The following is a 14,036-nucleotide window of genomic DNA, read 5'->3' as shown; positions in this document are numbered from 1 at the left end:
AGCAAAAAACGCGGCTTTAGAATAACCTGATAGTGTTTCGTTATTTGCCAGGTCATAACGGCTGTGCTGTTATTACTGACCTATATAATAAAACTGTCAGGGTTATAACCATGTCTACAGGGAAAACACTGCTCGCCCTTGCGCTGAGCGCTCTTTTACCAGCCGGTGCCGCATGGGCGGCAAACAACGACACCCTTATCTACTGCTCGGAAGCCTCCCCCGAATCGTTCAACCCGCAAATCGCCAGCTCCGGCCCGTCTTTTGTCGCCAGCTCTCAGGTGCTGTACAACCGCCTGATCAATTTCGATCCGGTGAAAAATACCCCGGTCCCGTCTCTGGCGGAATCCTGGACGATTTCACCGGACGGCAAGACCTATACGTTTACCCTGCGCAAAGGGGTGAAGTTCAACAGCAACAAATACTTCAAGCCAACCCGCGACTTTAACGCCGATGACGTTATTTTCTCGGTGATGCGTCAGAAAGACCCTAAGCATCCGTACCACAATGTCTCGCAGGGCAACTACGAATACTTTAACGACGTTGGGCTCGATAAGCTGATTCAGGACGTTAAAAAGGTTGATGATTACCACGTCCAGTTCACCCTGAGTGAACCAAACGCCGCATTTCTGGCCGACTGGGGGATGGATTTCGCCTCGATTCTTTCCGCCGAATACGCCGATGCAATGCTGAAAAAAGGCACGCCGGAGAACGTGGACACCTGGCCAATTGGTACCGGGCCGTATGTGCTGCAGCAGTACAAGGTAGACTCGCTGATCCGCTACGTCGCTAATCCGAACTACTGGGATGGCGAGGTGCCGACCAAACATCTTATCTTCTCCATCACGCCAAACGTGGAAACCCGCCTGGCGAAATTGCAGACCAACGAATGCCAGATTATTCCTGCACCGTCTCCGGTCCAGTTTGACGTGATTAAAAAGAACAAAGACCTGACGCTGCACTCGGTCGATGCGCTGAACGTCGGCTATCTGGCGTTTAACACCGAGAAAAAGCCGTTCGATAACGTGCTGGTGCGCCAGGCGCTGAACTACGCGACCGACAAGAAGGCTATCGTTAATGCGGTCTTTATGGGATCTGGCACGGTGGCAAAATCGCCGATCCCGCCAAATATGCTGGGCTTTAATAAAGACCTGAAGGACTACGGCTACGATCCTGAAAAAGCGAAAGCGCTGCTGAAGCAGGCGGGTCTGGAGAAGGGGGCGGAAGTCACACTGTGGTCAATGCCGGTTCAGCGTCCGTATAACCCTAACTCGCGTCGTATCGCGGAGATGATCCAGAGCGACTGGGCGAAAGTCGGCGTGAAGGCCAAAATCGTCTCTTACGAGTGGGGGGAATATCTCTCCGGCATGCGTAAAGGCGAACATGACTCCGCGCTGTTTGGCTGGATGTCCGATAACGGCGACCCGGATAACTTCGCCGACGTGCTGCTGGGTTGCAACAGCATTAAAACCGGATCAAACGCCGCGCGCTGGTGCGATAAGGGTTATGATGCTGTGGTGCAAAAAGCGAAGCTGACCAGCGATCCGGCCGAGCGTGCGAAACTGTACGGCCAGGCGCAGGAGATCTTCTACCAGCAGGCGCCGTGGATCGCACTGGCAAACGGCAAAACGTTTTACGCGACCCGCAGCAACGTGACCGGATACAGCGTGAGCCTGATGGGCAGCGACTTCTCCAAAGCGAAACTGAACTAGTTTGTTGCCCGGTGGCTCTGCGCTTACCGGGCCTACGGTTCCCCTGTAGGCCGGATAAGGCGTAGCCGCCACCCGGCAATTAACAAGGAGTGACAATGTCACATTTAAATGAAGTTACCGCCCGTGTGGATGCCGCCATTGAAAAGAGCGTGATTACCCACATGAATGAACTGCTGATTGAACTGAGCGATGATGCCGATCTCAGCCGTGAAGATCGCTATACCCAGCAGCAGCGTCTGCGTACCGCGATTTCACACCACGGCAAGCAGCATAAGGAGGAGATGGACGCGCGTGAAGAACAGCTGACCAAAGGCGGTACCATACTGTAATAGTCAAAACTGGCGTCGCGCCACCAGCCAGGCCCCCACGACCAGCATCACCGCGCCGCACGCCGGGCCTACCAGGGCGCGCAGCGGAACGCCGTGGCTCCTCAGTACGTCCAGAACCAGCCCGCCTATGAGCTGGCTTGCCACCAGCACGGCGATGGTCGTCGCCGCGCCCACGTTCTGGTAGCCGCTAATGCTGGCAAATACAAAAAACGACCCCAACAGCCCCGGGATCAGCGTCCACCAGCGCACCGTTGCGGCCAGCTCGCTGAATCCGGCGACGCCCTGCTTCAGCAGCAGAATACTGACAAACAGCACAATGCCGACCAGGGAGTTCAGCAGCATCGCGATAAGAATGGTGGAGGAGGACTGGGTGATACGCACCATTAAGGTGTTTTGCACCACCAGACCGATCCCCGCCGCCACCAGAAACGCCAGCGTCAGTAACTGATTCATGGGATAGCGTCCGGATCGCTGCGCTCGTCCAGCTGAAGCTGCATAAAGGTTAAGTCCAGCCAGCGGCCAAACTTGGTGCCCACCTGAGGCATCTGCCCCGTGGTGACAAAACCGAGCGTTTCGTGGAGGTGAATTGAGGCCTTATTTTGCGCCTCAATGCCGGCCACCATCACGTGTTTGCCGATGATGCGAGCCTCGTTAATCAGCGCCTTCATCAGCGTGCGGCCAATCCCTTTGCCCTGATGGGCCGGGTGGACGTAGACCGAGTGCTCAACCGTATGACGGAAGCCGTCGAAGGCGCGCCAGTCGCCAAAAGAGGCGTAGCCGGTGACAACACCGTCTTCTTCACTGACCAGAACCGGGTAACCCGCGAGCGTGCGGGCCTCAAACCACGCGATTCGGTTATCGGTATCGACGGTTTTATCGTTCCAGATTGCGGCAGTATGCAGTACCGCGTGGTTGTAGATCTCTCCTATCGCGGCGCAATCTTCCTTGCAGGCATGACGAACGATCATGATTAATCCTCTGTGTGTTGTTCACTATAGTATTACGTTATAGATACGATATTACACAACTGCTTCCTAAGAGCGCTACGTCATAAAGCCTGTTTTTTTGTTATTAGAACCCCATTGAAATGCCGTCCATACACTATAGTATGACGTCATGAGCACAATAACAGACACAATGAATCAACGCATTAGCGCCAGAATTCGCCTTGAACGCGAGTCTCGCGGATGGTCTCTGAGCGAGCTGGCTGAGCGGGCAGGCGTTTCTCGCGCCATGATCCACAAAATAGAGCGTGGAGACAGCAGCCCGACGGCAACCCTTCTGGCACGCCTGTCCGGCGCGTTTGGGATCAGCATGTCAACGTTGATTGCCAGAGCCGAGATGCAGGAGGGAAAACTCCTGCGACTGGCAAACCAGCCCGTCTGGCGCGATCCCCAAACGCACTATCTTCGTCGCCACGTTTCCCCGCGTACCGATCTGCCTATCGACCTCGTCCAGATTGAACTGCCAGCGGGAAGCGATGTCCCGATGCCTGCGTCGTCATACGCGCTCGCACGTCAGCTTATCTGGCTGCAGTCCGGCGAGCTGGTATTTCAGGAGGGCGATACCCGCCACGAGATGAAGGCCGGAGACTGTCTGGAACTGGGGCCGCCAAACGACTGCCGTTTCATCAACGAAACCAATGAAACCTGTATCTATCTTGTGGTCCGGCTTAACCAGTCTGCCTCGTAATGTTAAGGCGATAATGCCGATCGTGAGCCAGGCTGTAATGACATTTGTACCAGAAGGAGCTCCTGATGAATCAATCTGTTTCGCAAAATCGTCGCTGGGTGCTGGCCTCTCGTCCACAGGGTGCGCCGGTGGTGGAGAATTTTCGTCTGGAAGAGCAGCCTGTTCCTGCACCTCAGGCGGGGCAGCTGGTGCTTCGCACCGTCTGGCTGTCGCTGGATCCTTACATGCGGGGGCGCATGAGCGATGCGCCATCCTATTCTCCGCCGGTGGAGATTGGTGCGGTGATGGTGGGGGGAACGGTTAGCCGCGTTGAGCAGTCAAATCATCCCGACTTCAAAGCCGGGGAGTGGGTGCTGGGCTACAGCGGCTGGCAGGAGTACGAACTGTCAGACGGCAGCGGCCTGGTGAAGCTGGGCGACAATCCGTCACATCCTTCCTGGGCGCTGGGCATTCTTGGGATGCCGGGCTTTACCGCCTATATGGGGTTACTGGATATCGGGCAGCCTAAAGCGGGCGAAACGCTGGTGGTGGCCGCGGCGACGGGCCCTGTGGGCGCGACCGTTGGGCAGATTGGCAAAATTAAAGGCTGCCGGGTGGTTGGCGTAGCCGGTGGGGCAGAAAAGTGCCGCCACGCCGTAGAGGTTCTCGGGTTTGACGAGTGTCTGGATCACCACGCGGCGGATTTCGCTGAGCAGCTGAAACGCGCCTGCCCGAAAGGCATTGATGTCTATTTTGAAAACGTCGGTGGGAAAGTGTTTGACGCCGTGCTGCCGCTGCTGAATACCTCCGCGCGCGTTCCGGTGTGTGGCCTGGTGAGCGGCTACAATGCAACGGGCCTGCCTGATGGGCCGGACCGTTTGCCGCTTCTGATGGGCACCATTCTGAAGAAACGCATTCGGATGCAGGGCTTTATCATCGCCCAGGACTACGGTCACCGCATTCATGAGTTTCAGGAAGAGATGGGGCGCTGGGTGCAGGAGGGCAAAATTCACTATCGCGAACAGGTGACGGACGGGCTGGAGAACGCGCCTGAGGCGCTGATTGGCCTGCTGGAAGGAAAAAACTTCGGCAAAGTCGTGATTCACGTCGCGGGTGACAATAAATAAACAGCAATATGGCGGGGTTTCCCGCCATATTTATTTGTGAAGATACGATATATTGTCTTTAATTAACGGACATGGCTTTTCGCGCCATCACCCCGGATGAGCCCGAAACCGATAAAAAAACACATTTTGCATTTTTGGCTGTTTTACGTACTTCCCACCACCAGGCATGACGATACAGGATATATCGGACCAGCGTCGTTTTATTAAAACTGACGTTTATAAATAGCATTAAGTTTTAGCTACAGGAATTGAACATGCTTGATTTGGATCACTTAGAAAAAGCCCAAAGGATCAGTCTTACCATGCAAGTTGAACTCAGTTTGAAAGGAGCGTTAATTACGGGCTCCCTTAAACCTGGTGCACGACTGATTACGAAAGAGATCGCCGATAAATTAGGAACCAGCATTACCCCAGTACGCGAGGCGCTGCTGCGTCTGGTGTCAGCAGGGGCATTACATGCCACGCCAGCACAGGCATTTCTGGTGCCGGAGGTCACGCTGGACCGTTATAACGAAATCAACGCTATTCGCAAGCAGCTTGAGCCCATGGCGGTTGCCGCAGCCTGCCAGAATATGTCTGAACAAAAGCTGGAGACGTTGCGCAAATTGTCGGAAGCGTTTCATGAGGCCATGCGCAACGGAAACGTACAGCAGGCACTGCATGCGAATCGCGTTTTCCGCTTTACGCTTTACCAGTACGCGGAAATGCCCACGCTTAATGCCTTAATTGAACAGCTTTGGGTGCGCATCGGGCCGTGCATTAACTATCTGCACCAGGAGCTTAATGACATTAAAGAAGCGACGTATCACTATGACGAGTTGCTTTCAGCCCTGGAACGCCGGGATGTCGACGCCAGCCAGAAGGCAATAGAAAAGTTGATTGATGAAGCGAATACGCTTTTACAGCGACAATATTTTAACTGAGAGATTATTTAACAGAGCGACTATATACGCTATCCAATTATTTATATGGTGAATAACTCCTGATGGCATATTGCCATCAGGAGCGTTATTTTCTTTATAAAATAAACTTTACTTATTTCTTACTCGAATCGATAAGAGACAGACAGCCCTACGCCGTAGTTGCGGCCCGGCGCGGGCTCGTAATACCGCCCGTTGGATTCATTTACAATAACTGAGCCGACGTACTCTTTGTCGAACAGGTTATCTACGCGGCCAAAGACGTCCATCCCCCAGTTACCATAGTTGAATTTGTACCCGGTATTCAGCCCGACCACCGTGTACGACGGCGCTTTCGCCGTGTTCTCGTCGTCGGCCATGATATCGCTCATGTAGCGCACGTCCGAGCCCGCGTACCAGCCTTCTTCAGGCTGCCAGCCAAATGACGCGTAGCCCATATTGCGGGCAATGCCCGGCATGCGGTTGCCGTTACAGTCTGCGTCGCCGCAGACGTTGGTGCGGTAGGTGGCGTCCAGATAGGTCCACGCCATTTTCAGCTTCCAGTTTTCAGCAAACTGCTGATCGAGAGACACTTCAACTCCCTGACGACGGGTTTTCCCGGCATTTTTATAGCTTGTCCGGCCGCCAGCGCTGGCATCCACCACGATCTCGTCATCCGTATCGGTGCGGAACAGTGCTGCCGTCAGCAGGCCATTGCCGATGCGGGTTTTGCTGCCCACTTCGTACGTGTTGTTGGTGGACGGCTTCAGGCCAATGTTCAGGCCGCCCTGGTTATCGGCGCGATAGGAGAGCTCGTTGATGGTTGGCGTTTCGAATCCACGTCCTGCGGCAGCGTAGAGGTTCCATGCGTCCGTCACCGCATACTTCACGGCGCCCGCCGGGAGCCACTTGTGATAGCTCGCATCACCGCTGTCGTCGCCGTTGCCCGGCGTAACGTAATGGTCGTTGGAATCAAACCAGACCGAGCTGTAACGCACGCCCGCATCGACGGAGAGTTTCTGCGTCAGCTGCCAGCGGGTCTGCAGGTAAGGGTCAACGTTCCACATCAGGTTACGTTCGTTCCGGCGTTTATCACCTTTCACGCCGTAGTCCGGCACCCCGTTGTTCATCACGAAGTTCTCGTACCCACGGCGGTCTTCACTCATGTTTTCATAGTTCAGACCGGTGGTGAAGGTGACCGGCACCAACAGCTCGCCGCGGTGCGTCCAGCGGGTATCAACCCCCTGATAGTGACGCTGCATATCGATCACGCCGCCGGAGTGAGAAGGCCTCAGCTGCGGCTGGTAGGGAATCGACTGGTACTGCGTCATTTCACGCTCGCCGGCGTACATCATCACGCTGAGATCGTCCTGAGCGCTAAGCTGTCGGTCATAGCGCAGCCCCGCCTGGGTCTGCTTAATGGTCTTGCGCGTGTTGTACTGATCGCCGCGTGGGGACTGACGCGGGTTATCCTGCCACTCCTGATAGCTCAGCCCGCCCGGATCGTTGGCCTTCATGTCCACGCTGTTGAAAACCAGCGTCAGCTTGCTGGCGTCGTCAATGCGTACGCCCAGTTTGGCGTTAGCGAGATTCTTCCGCGCGCCGCTGTGGTCGCGGTAGCCTTTGGTGGTGAAGCGGGTGGTGGATACGGTGTAATCCACATCCCCCGCGTGGGTGCCGTCACCCATCGCGCCGGTGGCTTTCATGCCGTAGCGCCATGTCCCGTAACTGCCGTAATAGCTGCTGGCTTCAATGGTTGGCGGCTGCTGTCCGGTCTGGGTGTTGATGTTAATCACGCCGCCAGAGGCGTTGCCGTACAGGGCAGAGAAGGGACCGCGCAGCACCTCGACTGTATCAATGCTGGAGAGATCGATGTTGGAGGTCTGGCCCTGTCCGTCCGGCATGGTGGCAGGAATACCGTCGACATACATGCGGATGCCGCGCACGCCAAACGTTGAGCGGGCACCAAACCCGCGCATCGAAAGCTGGAGATCCTGAGCATAGTTCTGACGGTTCTGAATCTGTAGTCCCGGAACGCTGCCAAGCGATTCGGAGAGATTAATACGTGGCGTGGCGTGGCGCATATCATCGCCATTCACGACGCTGACCGCCGCCGGGGTATCAAGCTCTGATACGGTTTGCGGCGCGGCGCTGACGATCATGGTCTGTTCCTCGGCGCTCATTGCACTCAGAGGTGCAAAAACAACGGGAACCAGCAGCAGCGGGAGAGATGCCTTACGGGCAGATATGATTTTCATGAGTAAAACCGGTTGTGATGTATAAACGAACCAAATGGAACATGTCCATACATGTTAAAGGTTTTGTAAATGTTTTGAAAACTATAACCGCACATTGCGTTAATGAAAGGCAACAGGGAAAAGAAAAACTCCACATTCAGCCCATTAATGATTACTATTCTCATTATCAAAAGGCGATGCCATGACGTTGCCTGCCGGAAGTGATGTCAGCGGAAACCCCTCTTTTCAAAAAAGGAATTGTTATGTCTTTACGCCATCTGTGCTCGCCACGCCTGAGTACGTCTCTGCTGTCTGCCGCTTTACTGTTTGCCGGAACCTTCCAGGCGCATGCCGCCGAAGAGATGCTGCGTAAAGCGGTGGGTAAAGGTGCCTATGAAATGGCGGTCAGCCAGCAGGAGAACGCCCTGTGGGTTGCGACGTCGCAAAGCCGTAAACTCGACACGGGTGGCGTTATCTACCGCCTCGATCCAGCCACGCTGGAGGTGACGCAGGCCATTCACAGCGATCTCAAACCGTTTGGCGCCACCCTCGACGGCGCGACGCAAACCCTGTGGCTGGGTAACACGATCAACGGCGCGGTGACGGCCATTGATGCCAAAACGGGCGACGTGAAAGGGCGTCTGGTGCTTGATAGCCGTCAGCGCAGTGAAACCGTCAAGCCGCTGCAGCCGCGTCAGCTGGTGGCGGATGATGCGAGCAACACGATTTACATTACCGGTGTCGGCAAAGAGAGCGTGATTTGGGTCGTGGATGGCGCAACGCTGAAGCTGAAAGAGACCATTGCCAATACCGGCACATACAGCACCGGTCTGGCGCTGGATGCTAAAGCGAAACGCCTGTATACCACTAATGCTGACGGCGAACTCGTCACCATTGATACCGCCACCAATAAAATCCTGAGCCGTAAAAAAGTGCAGGACGACGGTAAAGAGCACTTCTACCTGAACCTGAGCCTCGACACCGCCGGCCAGCGCGCGTTCCTGACCGATTCAAAACAACCGGAAGTGCTGGTGGTGAGCCTGAAAGACGGCAGTGTGATCGAGAAAATCGCCGCGCCGGAGTCCCTGGCGGTCCTGTTTAACCCGGCTCGCAATGAAGCCTACGTGACGCACCGTGAGGCCGGTAAGGTGAGCGTGATTGACGCGAAAACCTACAAAGTAACGAAAACGTTCGATACGCCGGTCTACCCGAACAGCCTGGCGCTCTCGGCGGATGGCAAAACGCTCTATGTAACGGTGAAGCAGAAATCTACCCGTCAGCAGGAAGCGACCCAGCCTGACGACGTGGTGCGTATCGCGCTGTGATATAAAAAAGGGAAGGCAGATGCCTTCCCTTTTTAATGCTTAATTGGTGCTTAACGCGACGTCTCTTCCACCAGCGGCGCGTCGTGTTTTTCATCATCTGGATGAACCGGCGCGGTGCTGTGAATTTCGTGAACGCGCTTACGCACGCCAAACCAGCCAGCGATCAGCAGCACGGCAAGCAGCGGAATGGTGGCGATGGTATAGGTACCGTTCGGGTAGTCGAACGCCATCAGAACCAGCACGCTGAACAGGAAGAGCAGGGTGAGCCAGGAGGTCACCGGGGCGCCCGGCAGCTTAAAGCTGACGTCAGCGGCTTTGCCTTCTTTAATGGCTTTACGCAGACGCATCTGGCAGACCACGATGAAGCCCCAGGAGGCGATAATCCCAAGTGCGGCCACGTTCAGCACGATCTCGAAGACCTGAGACGGCACCAAATAGTTCAGGAATACCCCGAAGACGTACACCACCAGCGTAGCCAGAATGCCGGCGTACGGTACGTGCTGCTTGCTCATTTTCGACATGAACTTCGGCGCGGAACCGCCCATGGACATGGAGCGCAGGATACGTCCTGTAGAGTAAAGGCCAGAGTTCAGGCTGGAGAGCGCCGCCGTCAGCACAACGATGTTCATGATGCTGCCCACGTAAGGCACGCCGAGCTTAGAGAAGAAGGTCACAAACGGGCTCTGACCGGCCTGATAGGCGTTCCACGGTAGCAGCAGAACCAGCAGCACCACGGAACCGACGTAGAACAGACCGATACGCCAGATCACACTGTTAATGGCTTTTGGCACCATGGTTTGCGGGTCTTTACATTCACCCGCTGCGGTACCGACCAGCTCGATAGACGCAAAGGCAAACACCACGCCCTGAACCAGAACCAGCGCAGGCAGCAGGCCGTGCGGGAAGAATCCGCCGTTATCGGTTATCAGGTGGAAACCGGTGGCATTACCATCCAGCGGCTTGCCGCTGCCGAGGAAGACCGTACCGACCACCAGGAAAATCACAATGGCGAGCACTTTTACCAGCGCAAACCAGAACTCCATCTCGGCGAACCACTTCACGCCGATCATGTTCATGGTGCCGACAATGGCCAGCGCGCCAAGGGCAAAGACCCACTGCGGCACGTCACCGAACGCGCCCCAGTAGTGCATATACAGCGCAACGGCGGTGATATCAACGATACCGGTCATCGCCCAGTTGACGAAGTACATCCAGCCGGCAACGTAGGCCTCTTTTTCACCGAGGAATTCTCGGGCGTAAGAGACGAAGCTTCCGCTGGAGGGGCGATGCAGTACCAGTTCACCCAGCGCGCGAAGAATGAAGAAGGAGAAGATCCCGCACACCAGATAAACCAGTGCGAGAGCCGGGCCCGCCATCTGCAGACGTGCGCCAGCACCTAAAAACAGACCCGTACCGATAGCGCCGCCGATGGCGATCATTTGAACCTGACGGTTGCCCATCGCTTTGTGGTAGCCCTCTTCGTGGGAGTTCAACCAGCGACGTTTCGCAGCATGATGATCGGCTGCGCTTTTATTGCTTGTTTTCATTGAGTTACCTGTTTGCCTGTCTGAACCATTATCGTGATAGTCCTGCCTGGCAGAAAGCAATACAAACGATTGCTTCTGCGCAAACACATGCCGCCTTCCCAGTCATTCTGCGTATGGATAAGGCGAAACATGGCGAGGCATCCTACCTGCAATTCATAAGCGACGCAAAATATAACCGTGCCGAAAGTGATGCACGTCGAAGGAAATCGTGTGGTCAGAGCAGACAAGGATTACAACGCGCTGAATCGTGGTGAGTTTTTAGACAAAACAAACAGTGAAGTGCTGCTTTAATCATCAGAAACCCTTAATAATTACGTTGAGGTAGAGCGCCAGGAGGTGGCGCTTCGCTGGCGTTTCATTAACAAAACTAAAACGATATGATGCGATCCCTTTTCTTCAGCACGATCGGGCGGAACGGTGAAAATCAATATTATCGGTACCAGCGGAAGTGGAAAAAGTACGCTTGCCAGACGCATCGCGACGGAGCTGTCGCTCCCGTATATTGAGATGGACAGGTTGTACTGGCGCCCTGACTGGCAGGGCACACCGGATGAAGTGCTGCTAAATACGCTGGCGGATACGCTCGCTGCCACGCCCGGCTGGGTGCTTGACGGCAACTACAATCGCACACGCCCGGTGAAGTGGCGTGATGTAGATGTGGTCGTGTGGGTGGACATCGGGTTTACCCGTACGCTCTGGCAGGCGGTCACGCGCGCGTTCAAACGCGCATGGCACCAGCAGGAGCTTTGGCCCGGCACCGGAAACCGTGAAAGCTTTCGCCGCTCATTTTTCAGCCGGGAGTCCATCATCATCTGGACAATTAAAACCTGGCGCAGCAACCGCGAACGCTACGAAGCCGACATGAAAAACCCGCAGTACAGCCATATCAAGTTTGTCCGAATCACCCGTCGTCAGGAGGCGGATGCGCTGATTTCATCGCTGAAATCACACCCTTAGCAGGGTCATGTATATCTGATTTCCGGCAAACCAAATGTAAATTAATTGTTTCTCTGTGGTGAAATACGCCTTTAATAATGTCGACATGTTAAGTCAAACGAGAACGCAACATGTCATGGCGAATCAGCATTCTGGACAAAAGCCCCATCGCTGAAAACGAAACGGCAGCCGATGCACTGGCGCGCACCCTGACGCTGGCGCAGCAGGCAGAAAGTCTGGGCTATCACCGCTTCTGGATTGCCGAGCATCACAACACGCCACACCTTGCCAGCCCCTCGCCGGAGCTGCTGATTGCCTGGATCCTTGGGCAAACCACGCGCATCCGCGTCGGTTCCGGCGGCGTGATGCTCCAGCACTACAGCCCCTATAAGGTAGCCGAGAATTTCAACCTGCTGGCCGCGCTGGCGCCCGGTCGCGTGGATCTCGGCGTCGGAAAAGCCCCCGGCGGGCTACCGCTCTCGACCCGCGTGCTGCAGCAGGGTCTGCATCAACAGGAAAAAGGCAGCTTTGCCGAACAGCTGGCCCAGCTCGATCGCTGGATCCGTCCTGAACGTCAGTCTGCCGATGAAGCCGTTCGCGCCACGCCGCTGCCACCGGTTCCTGCTCAGGGCTTTTTGCTGGGCGCCAGCATCGAAAGCGCGCTGCTTGCCGCCTCGCTCAACTGGCACTTCGTCTTTGCCGCACATCTCAACGGTGACCCGGAACTGCTGCGCGACGTGGTAACGACCTGGCGTAAGAACAGCGCGCGGGAGGTGATTGTGGCGGTACAGGCGATTGTTGCGCCGACGCAGGCCGAGGCAGACGCGCTGGCGCAAAAGGTCGAAGTGTGGGGCGTTGAGCTGGAAAATGGCCAGCGTGTCACCGTGGCCAGCGAAGAGCAGGCCTACGCCTTTGCGCGTCAGGCGGGAAGCGAGCCGGTTCGCATTGCCCGTCGGGCCCAGTCGCTGCTGGCGGGCACGGCTGAGTCGGTGCTGGAGCAGCTCAACGCGCTGCACCAGCTGTGGGGCATTGACGAATTCATCATCGACACGCCTGTCGCGGAGGGGGCAACGCGCGTCGCGTCGCTGCGTCTGCTTGCCGAGGCGCGTCTTAACAGGGAGGTCACCGTATGAGCTTTAGCGAACAGCTGATAGCCTGGCGCCGCGAGCTGCACCAGAACCCTGAGCTGTCCGGTCAGGAAGTGGAAACCACGGCACGCCTGCGCCAGTGGCTGACGAATGCCGGGATTACCCCACAGCCTTACGACCTGTCGACCGGGCTGGTGGCAGAAATCGGCTCGGGCAACAAACTGATTGCGCTGCGGGCAGATATTGATGCTCTGCCGATTGAGGAGCGCAGCGGCGTGCCGTTTAGCTCGCAGCGTGCAGGCGTGATGCACGCCTGCGGACACGATATCCATACCAGCGTGATCCTCGGCGCCGCGTTAAAGCTAAAAGAGCGTGAAGCCTCGCTCAACGGCCGGGTGCGTATCCTCTTCCAGCCTGCCGAAGAGAACTTTGGCGGGGCGAAGAGCATGGTGCGGGCCGGTGCCCTGCGTGACGTCAGCGCGATTTTCGGCATGCACAATGAGCCCGGCCTGCCGGTCGGTGAGTTCGCCACCCGCGGCGGACCGTTCTATGCCAACGTGGACCGCTTCGTGATCCGCATCACCGGCAAAGGCGCACACGCCGCGCGCCCGCACGAAGGCAACGACGCCATTGTGCTGGCGAGCCAGCTTGTAACGGCGCTACAAAGCGTCGCCAGCCGCAACGTCAATACGCTGGATTCAGTGGTGCTCAGCGTGACGCGCATTGCTGGCGGCAATACCTGGAACGTGCTGCCGGAAAGCGTCGAGCTTGAAGGCACGCTGCGCACCCACCGCACGGAGGTGCAGCAGAACGTGAAGGCCCGCGTGGGCGAAATCGCCGCCGGGTTTGCCAGCGCCTTCAGCGCACAGATTGATATTACCTGGTATGCCGGACCCACCGCGCTGGTGAACGACGAGCGCTGGGCCGATTTTGCCACCTCGGTTGCCCGCGAGGCGGGGTACGAAACCCGGCACGCGGAACTGCATATGGGCGGAGAAGATTTCGCGGTTTATCTGCAGTCTATTCCCGGGGCGTTTGTCAGCATCGGCAGTAATAGCCCGTTTGGTTTACACCATCCGGCATTTAATCCGGACGAAGCATTAATTGAGCCCGCTGCCCGCTATTTTGCACAGCTTGCGGAAAAAGCGCTGCAACACGTTTAATTCTG

Annotated in this window: 13 protein-coding genes; 9 read left to right on the top strand and 4 right to left on the bottom strand. The window is 56.4% G+C overall.

Translation table 11 applies throughout. From position 1 onward, the window contains the following. Window positions 1-110: 110 nt before the first annotated feature. Window positions 111-1,709 carry an ABC transporter substrate-binding protein gene (locus AB8818_RS03275; RefSeq protein ID WP_371199760.1) on the top strand — a complete coding sequence of 533 codons (1,599 nt, stop codon included), beginning with the start codon at window positions 111-113 and terminating at the stop codon, window positions 1,707-1,709. 95 nt (window positions 1,710-1,804) lie between these two features. Continuing rightward, complete coding sequence (locus AB8818_RS03270; RefSeq protein WP_371199759.1) at window positions 1,805-2,038, top strand: YdcY family protein; 234 nt, start codon at window positions 1,805-1,807, stop codon at window positions 2,036-2,038. A gap of 3 nt (window positions 2,039-2,041) precedes the next feature. Here AB8818_RS03270 and AB8818_RS03265 read toward each other — a convergent pair whose 3' ends face one another. Both AB8818_RS03265 and mddA read right to left on the bottom strand, forming a co-directional pair. Continuing rightward, complete coding sequence (locus tag AB8818_RS03265; RefSeq protein ID WP_371199758.1) at window positions 2,042-2,491, bottom strand: DMT family transporter; 450 nt, start codon at window positions 2,489-2,491, stop codon at window positions 2,042-2,044. Continuing rightward, complete coding sequence (mddA, locus tag AB8818_RS03260) at window positions 2,488-3,006, bottom strand: L-methionine sulfoximine/L-methionine sulfone acetyltransferase (RefSeq protein ID WP_116339633.1); 519 nt, start codon at window positions 3,004-3,006, stop codon at window positions 2,488-2,490. The genes AB8818_RS03265 and mddA overlap by 4 nt, the downstream gene beginning before the upstream one ends. A 148-nt stretch (window positions 3,007-3,154) precedes the next feature. On the opposite strand from mddA, the gene AB8818_RS03255 reads away from it, so the two are divergent. The 3 genes from AB8818_RS03255 (at window position 3,155) to AB8818_RS03245 (ending at window position 5,759) form a co-directional block, all read left to right on the top strand. Then, window positions 3,155-3,730: an XRE family transcriptional regulator gene (locus tag AB8818_RS03255; protein ID WP_116339635.1), complete on the top strand. Its 576-nt coding sequence runs from the start codon at window positions 3,155-3,157 to the stop codon at window positions 3,728-3,730. Between the two features lie 65 nt (window positions 3,731-3,795). Continuing rightward, window positions 3,796-4,836 carry an NADP-dependent oxidoreductase gene (locus tag AB8818_RS03250; RefSeq protein WP_192982096.1) on the top strand — a complete coding sequence of 347 codons (1,041 nt, stop codon included), beginning with the start codon at window positions 3,796-3,798 and terminating at the stop codon, window positions 4,834-4,836. Between the two features lie 254 nt (window positions 4,837-5,090). Next, window positions 5,091-5,759: a GntR family transcriptional regulator gene (locus AB8818_RS03245; RefSeq protein WP_116339639.1), complete on the top strand. Its 669-nt coding sequence runs from the start codon at window positions 5,091-5,093 to the stop codon at window positions 5,757-5,759. A gap of 119 nt (window positions 5,760-5,878) precedes the next feature. On the opposite strand, the gene pqqU is transcribed toward AB8818_RS03245, so the two are convergent. Beyond that, window positions 5,879-7,993 carry a TonB-dependent receptor PqqU gene (gene pqqU, locus AB8818_RS03240; RefSeq protein WP_192982099.1) on the bottom strand — a complete coding sequence of 705 codons (2,115 nt, stop codon included), beginning with the start codon at window positions 7,991-7,993 and terminating at the stop codon, window positions 5,879-5,881. A 242-nt stretch (window positions 7,994-8,235) separates the two neighbouring features. Between pqqU and AB8818_RS03235 the strand changes: the two genes are divergently transcribed. Then, window positions 8,236-9,297, top strand: a complete 1,062-nt coding sequence (locus AB8818_RS03235) for a YncE family protein (RefSeq protein ID WP_192982102.1) — start codon at window positions 8,236-8,238, stop codon at window positions 9,295-9,297. A 50-nt stretch (window positions 9,298-9,347) separates the two neighbouring features. Here the strand turns inward: AB8818_RS03235 and ansP are convergent, their stop codons facing one another. Beyond that, window positions 9,348-10,844: an L-asparagine permease gene (gene ansP / locus AB8818_RS03230; protein ID WP_371199757.1), complete on the bottom strand. Its 1,497-nt coding sequence runs from the start codon at window positions 10,842-10,844 to the stop codon at window positions 9,348-9,350. Window positions 10,845-11,261: 417 nt separating this feature from the next. Between ansP and AB8818_RS03225 the strand changes: the two genes are divergently transcribed. The 3 genes from AB8818_RS03225 (at window position 11,262) to AB8818_RS03215 (ending at window position 14,031) form a co-directional block, all read left to right on the top strand. Next, window positions 11,262-11,801 (top strand): AAA family ATPase, encoded by a 540-nt coding sequence (locus tag AB8818_RS03225; protein WP_192982105.1) that lies wholly within the window; start codon window positions 11,262-11,264, stop codon window positions 11,799-11,801. 110 nt (window positions 11,802-11,911) lie between these two features. Continuing rightward, complete coding sequence (locus AB8818_RS03220; protein ID WP_192982109.1) at window positions 11,912-12,913, top strand: LLM class flavin-dependent oxidoreductase; 1,002 nt, start codon at window positions 11,912-11,914, stop codon at window positions 12,911-12,913. Then, window positions 12,910-14,031 (top strand): amidohydrolase, encoded by a 1,122-nt coding sequence (locus AB8818_RS03215; RefSeq protein WP_116339649.1) that lies wholly within the window; start codon window positions 12,910-12,912, stop codon window positions 14,029-14,031. The genes AB8818_RS03220 and AB8818_RS03215 overlap by 4 nt, the downstream gene beginning before the upstream one ends. Window positions 14,032-14,036 lie beyond the last annotated feature (5 nt).

The organism is Enterobacter sp. KB-280D8 (assembly GCF_041399405.1).
Lineage (GTDB): Bacteria > Pseudomonadota > Gammaproteobacteria > Enterobacterales > Enterobacteriaceae > Enterobacter > Enterobacter cloacae_N.
The sequence above is the reverse complement of the archived record's forward strand: the minus strand, read 5'-3'. Positions and strand labels throughout refer to the sequence as shown.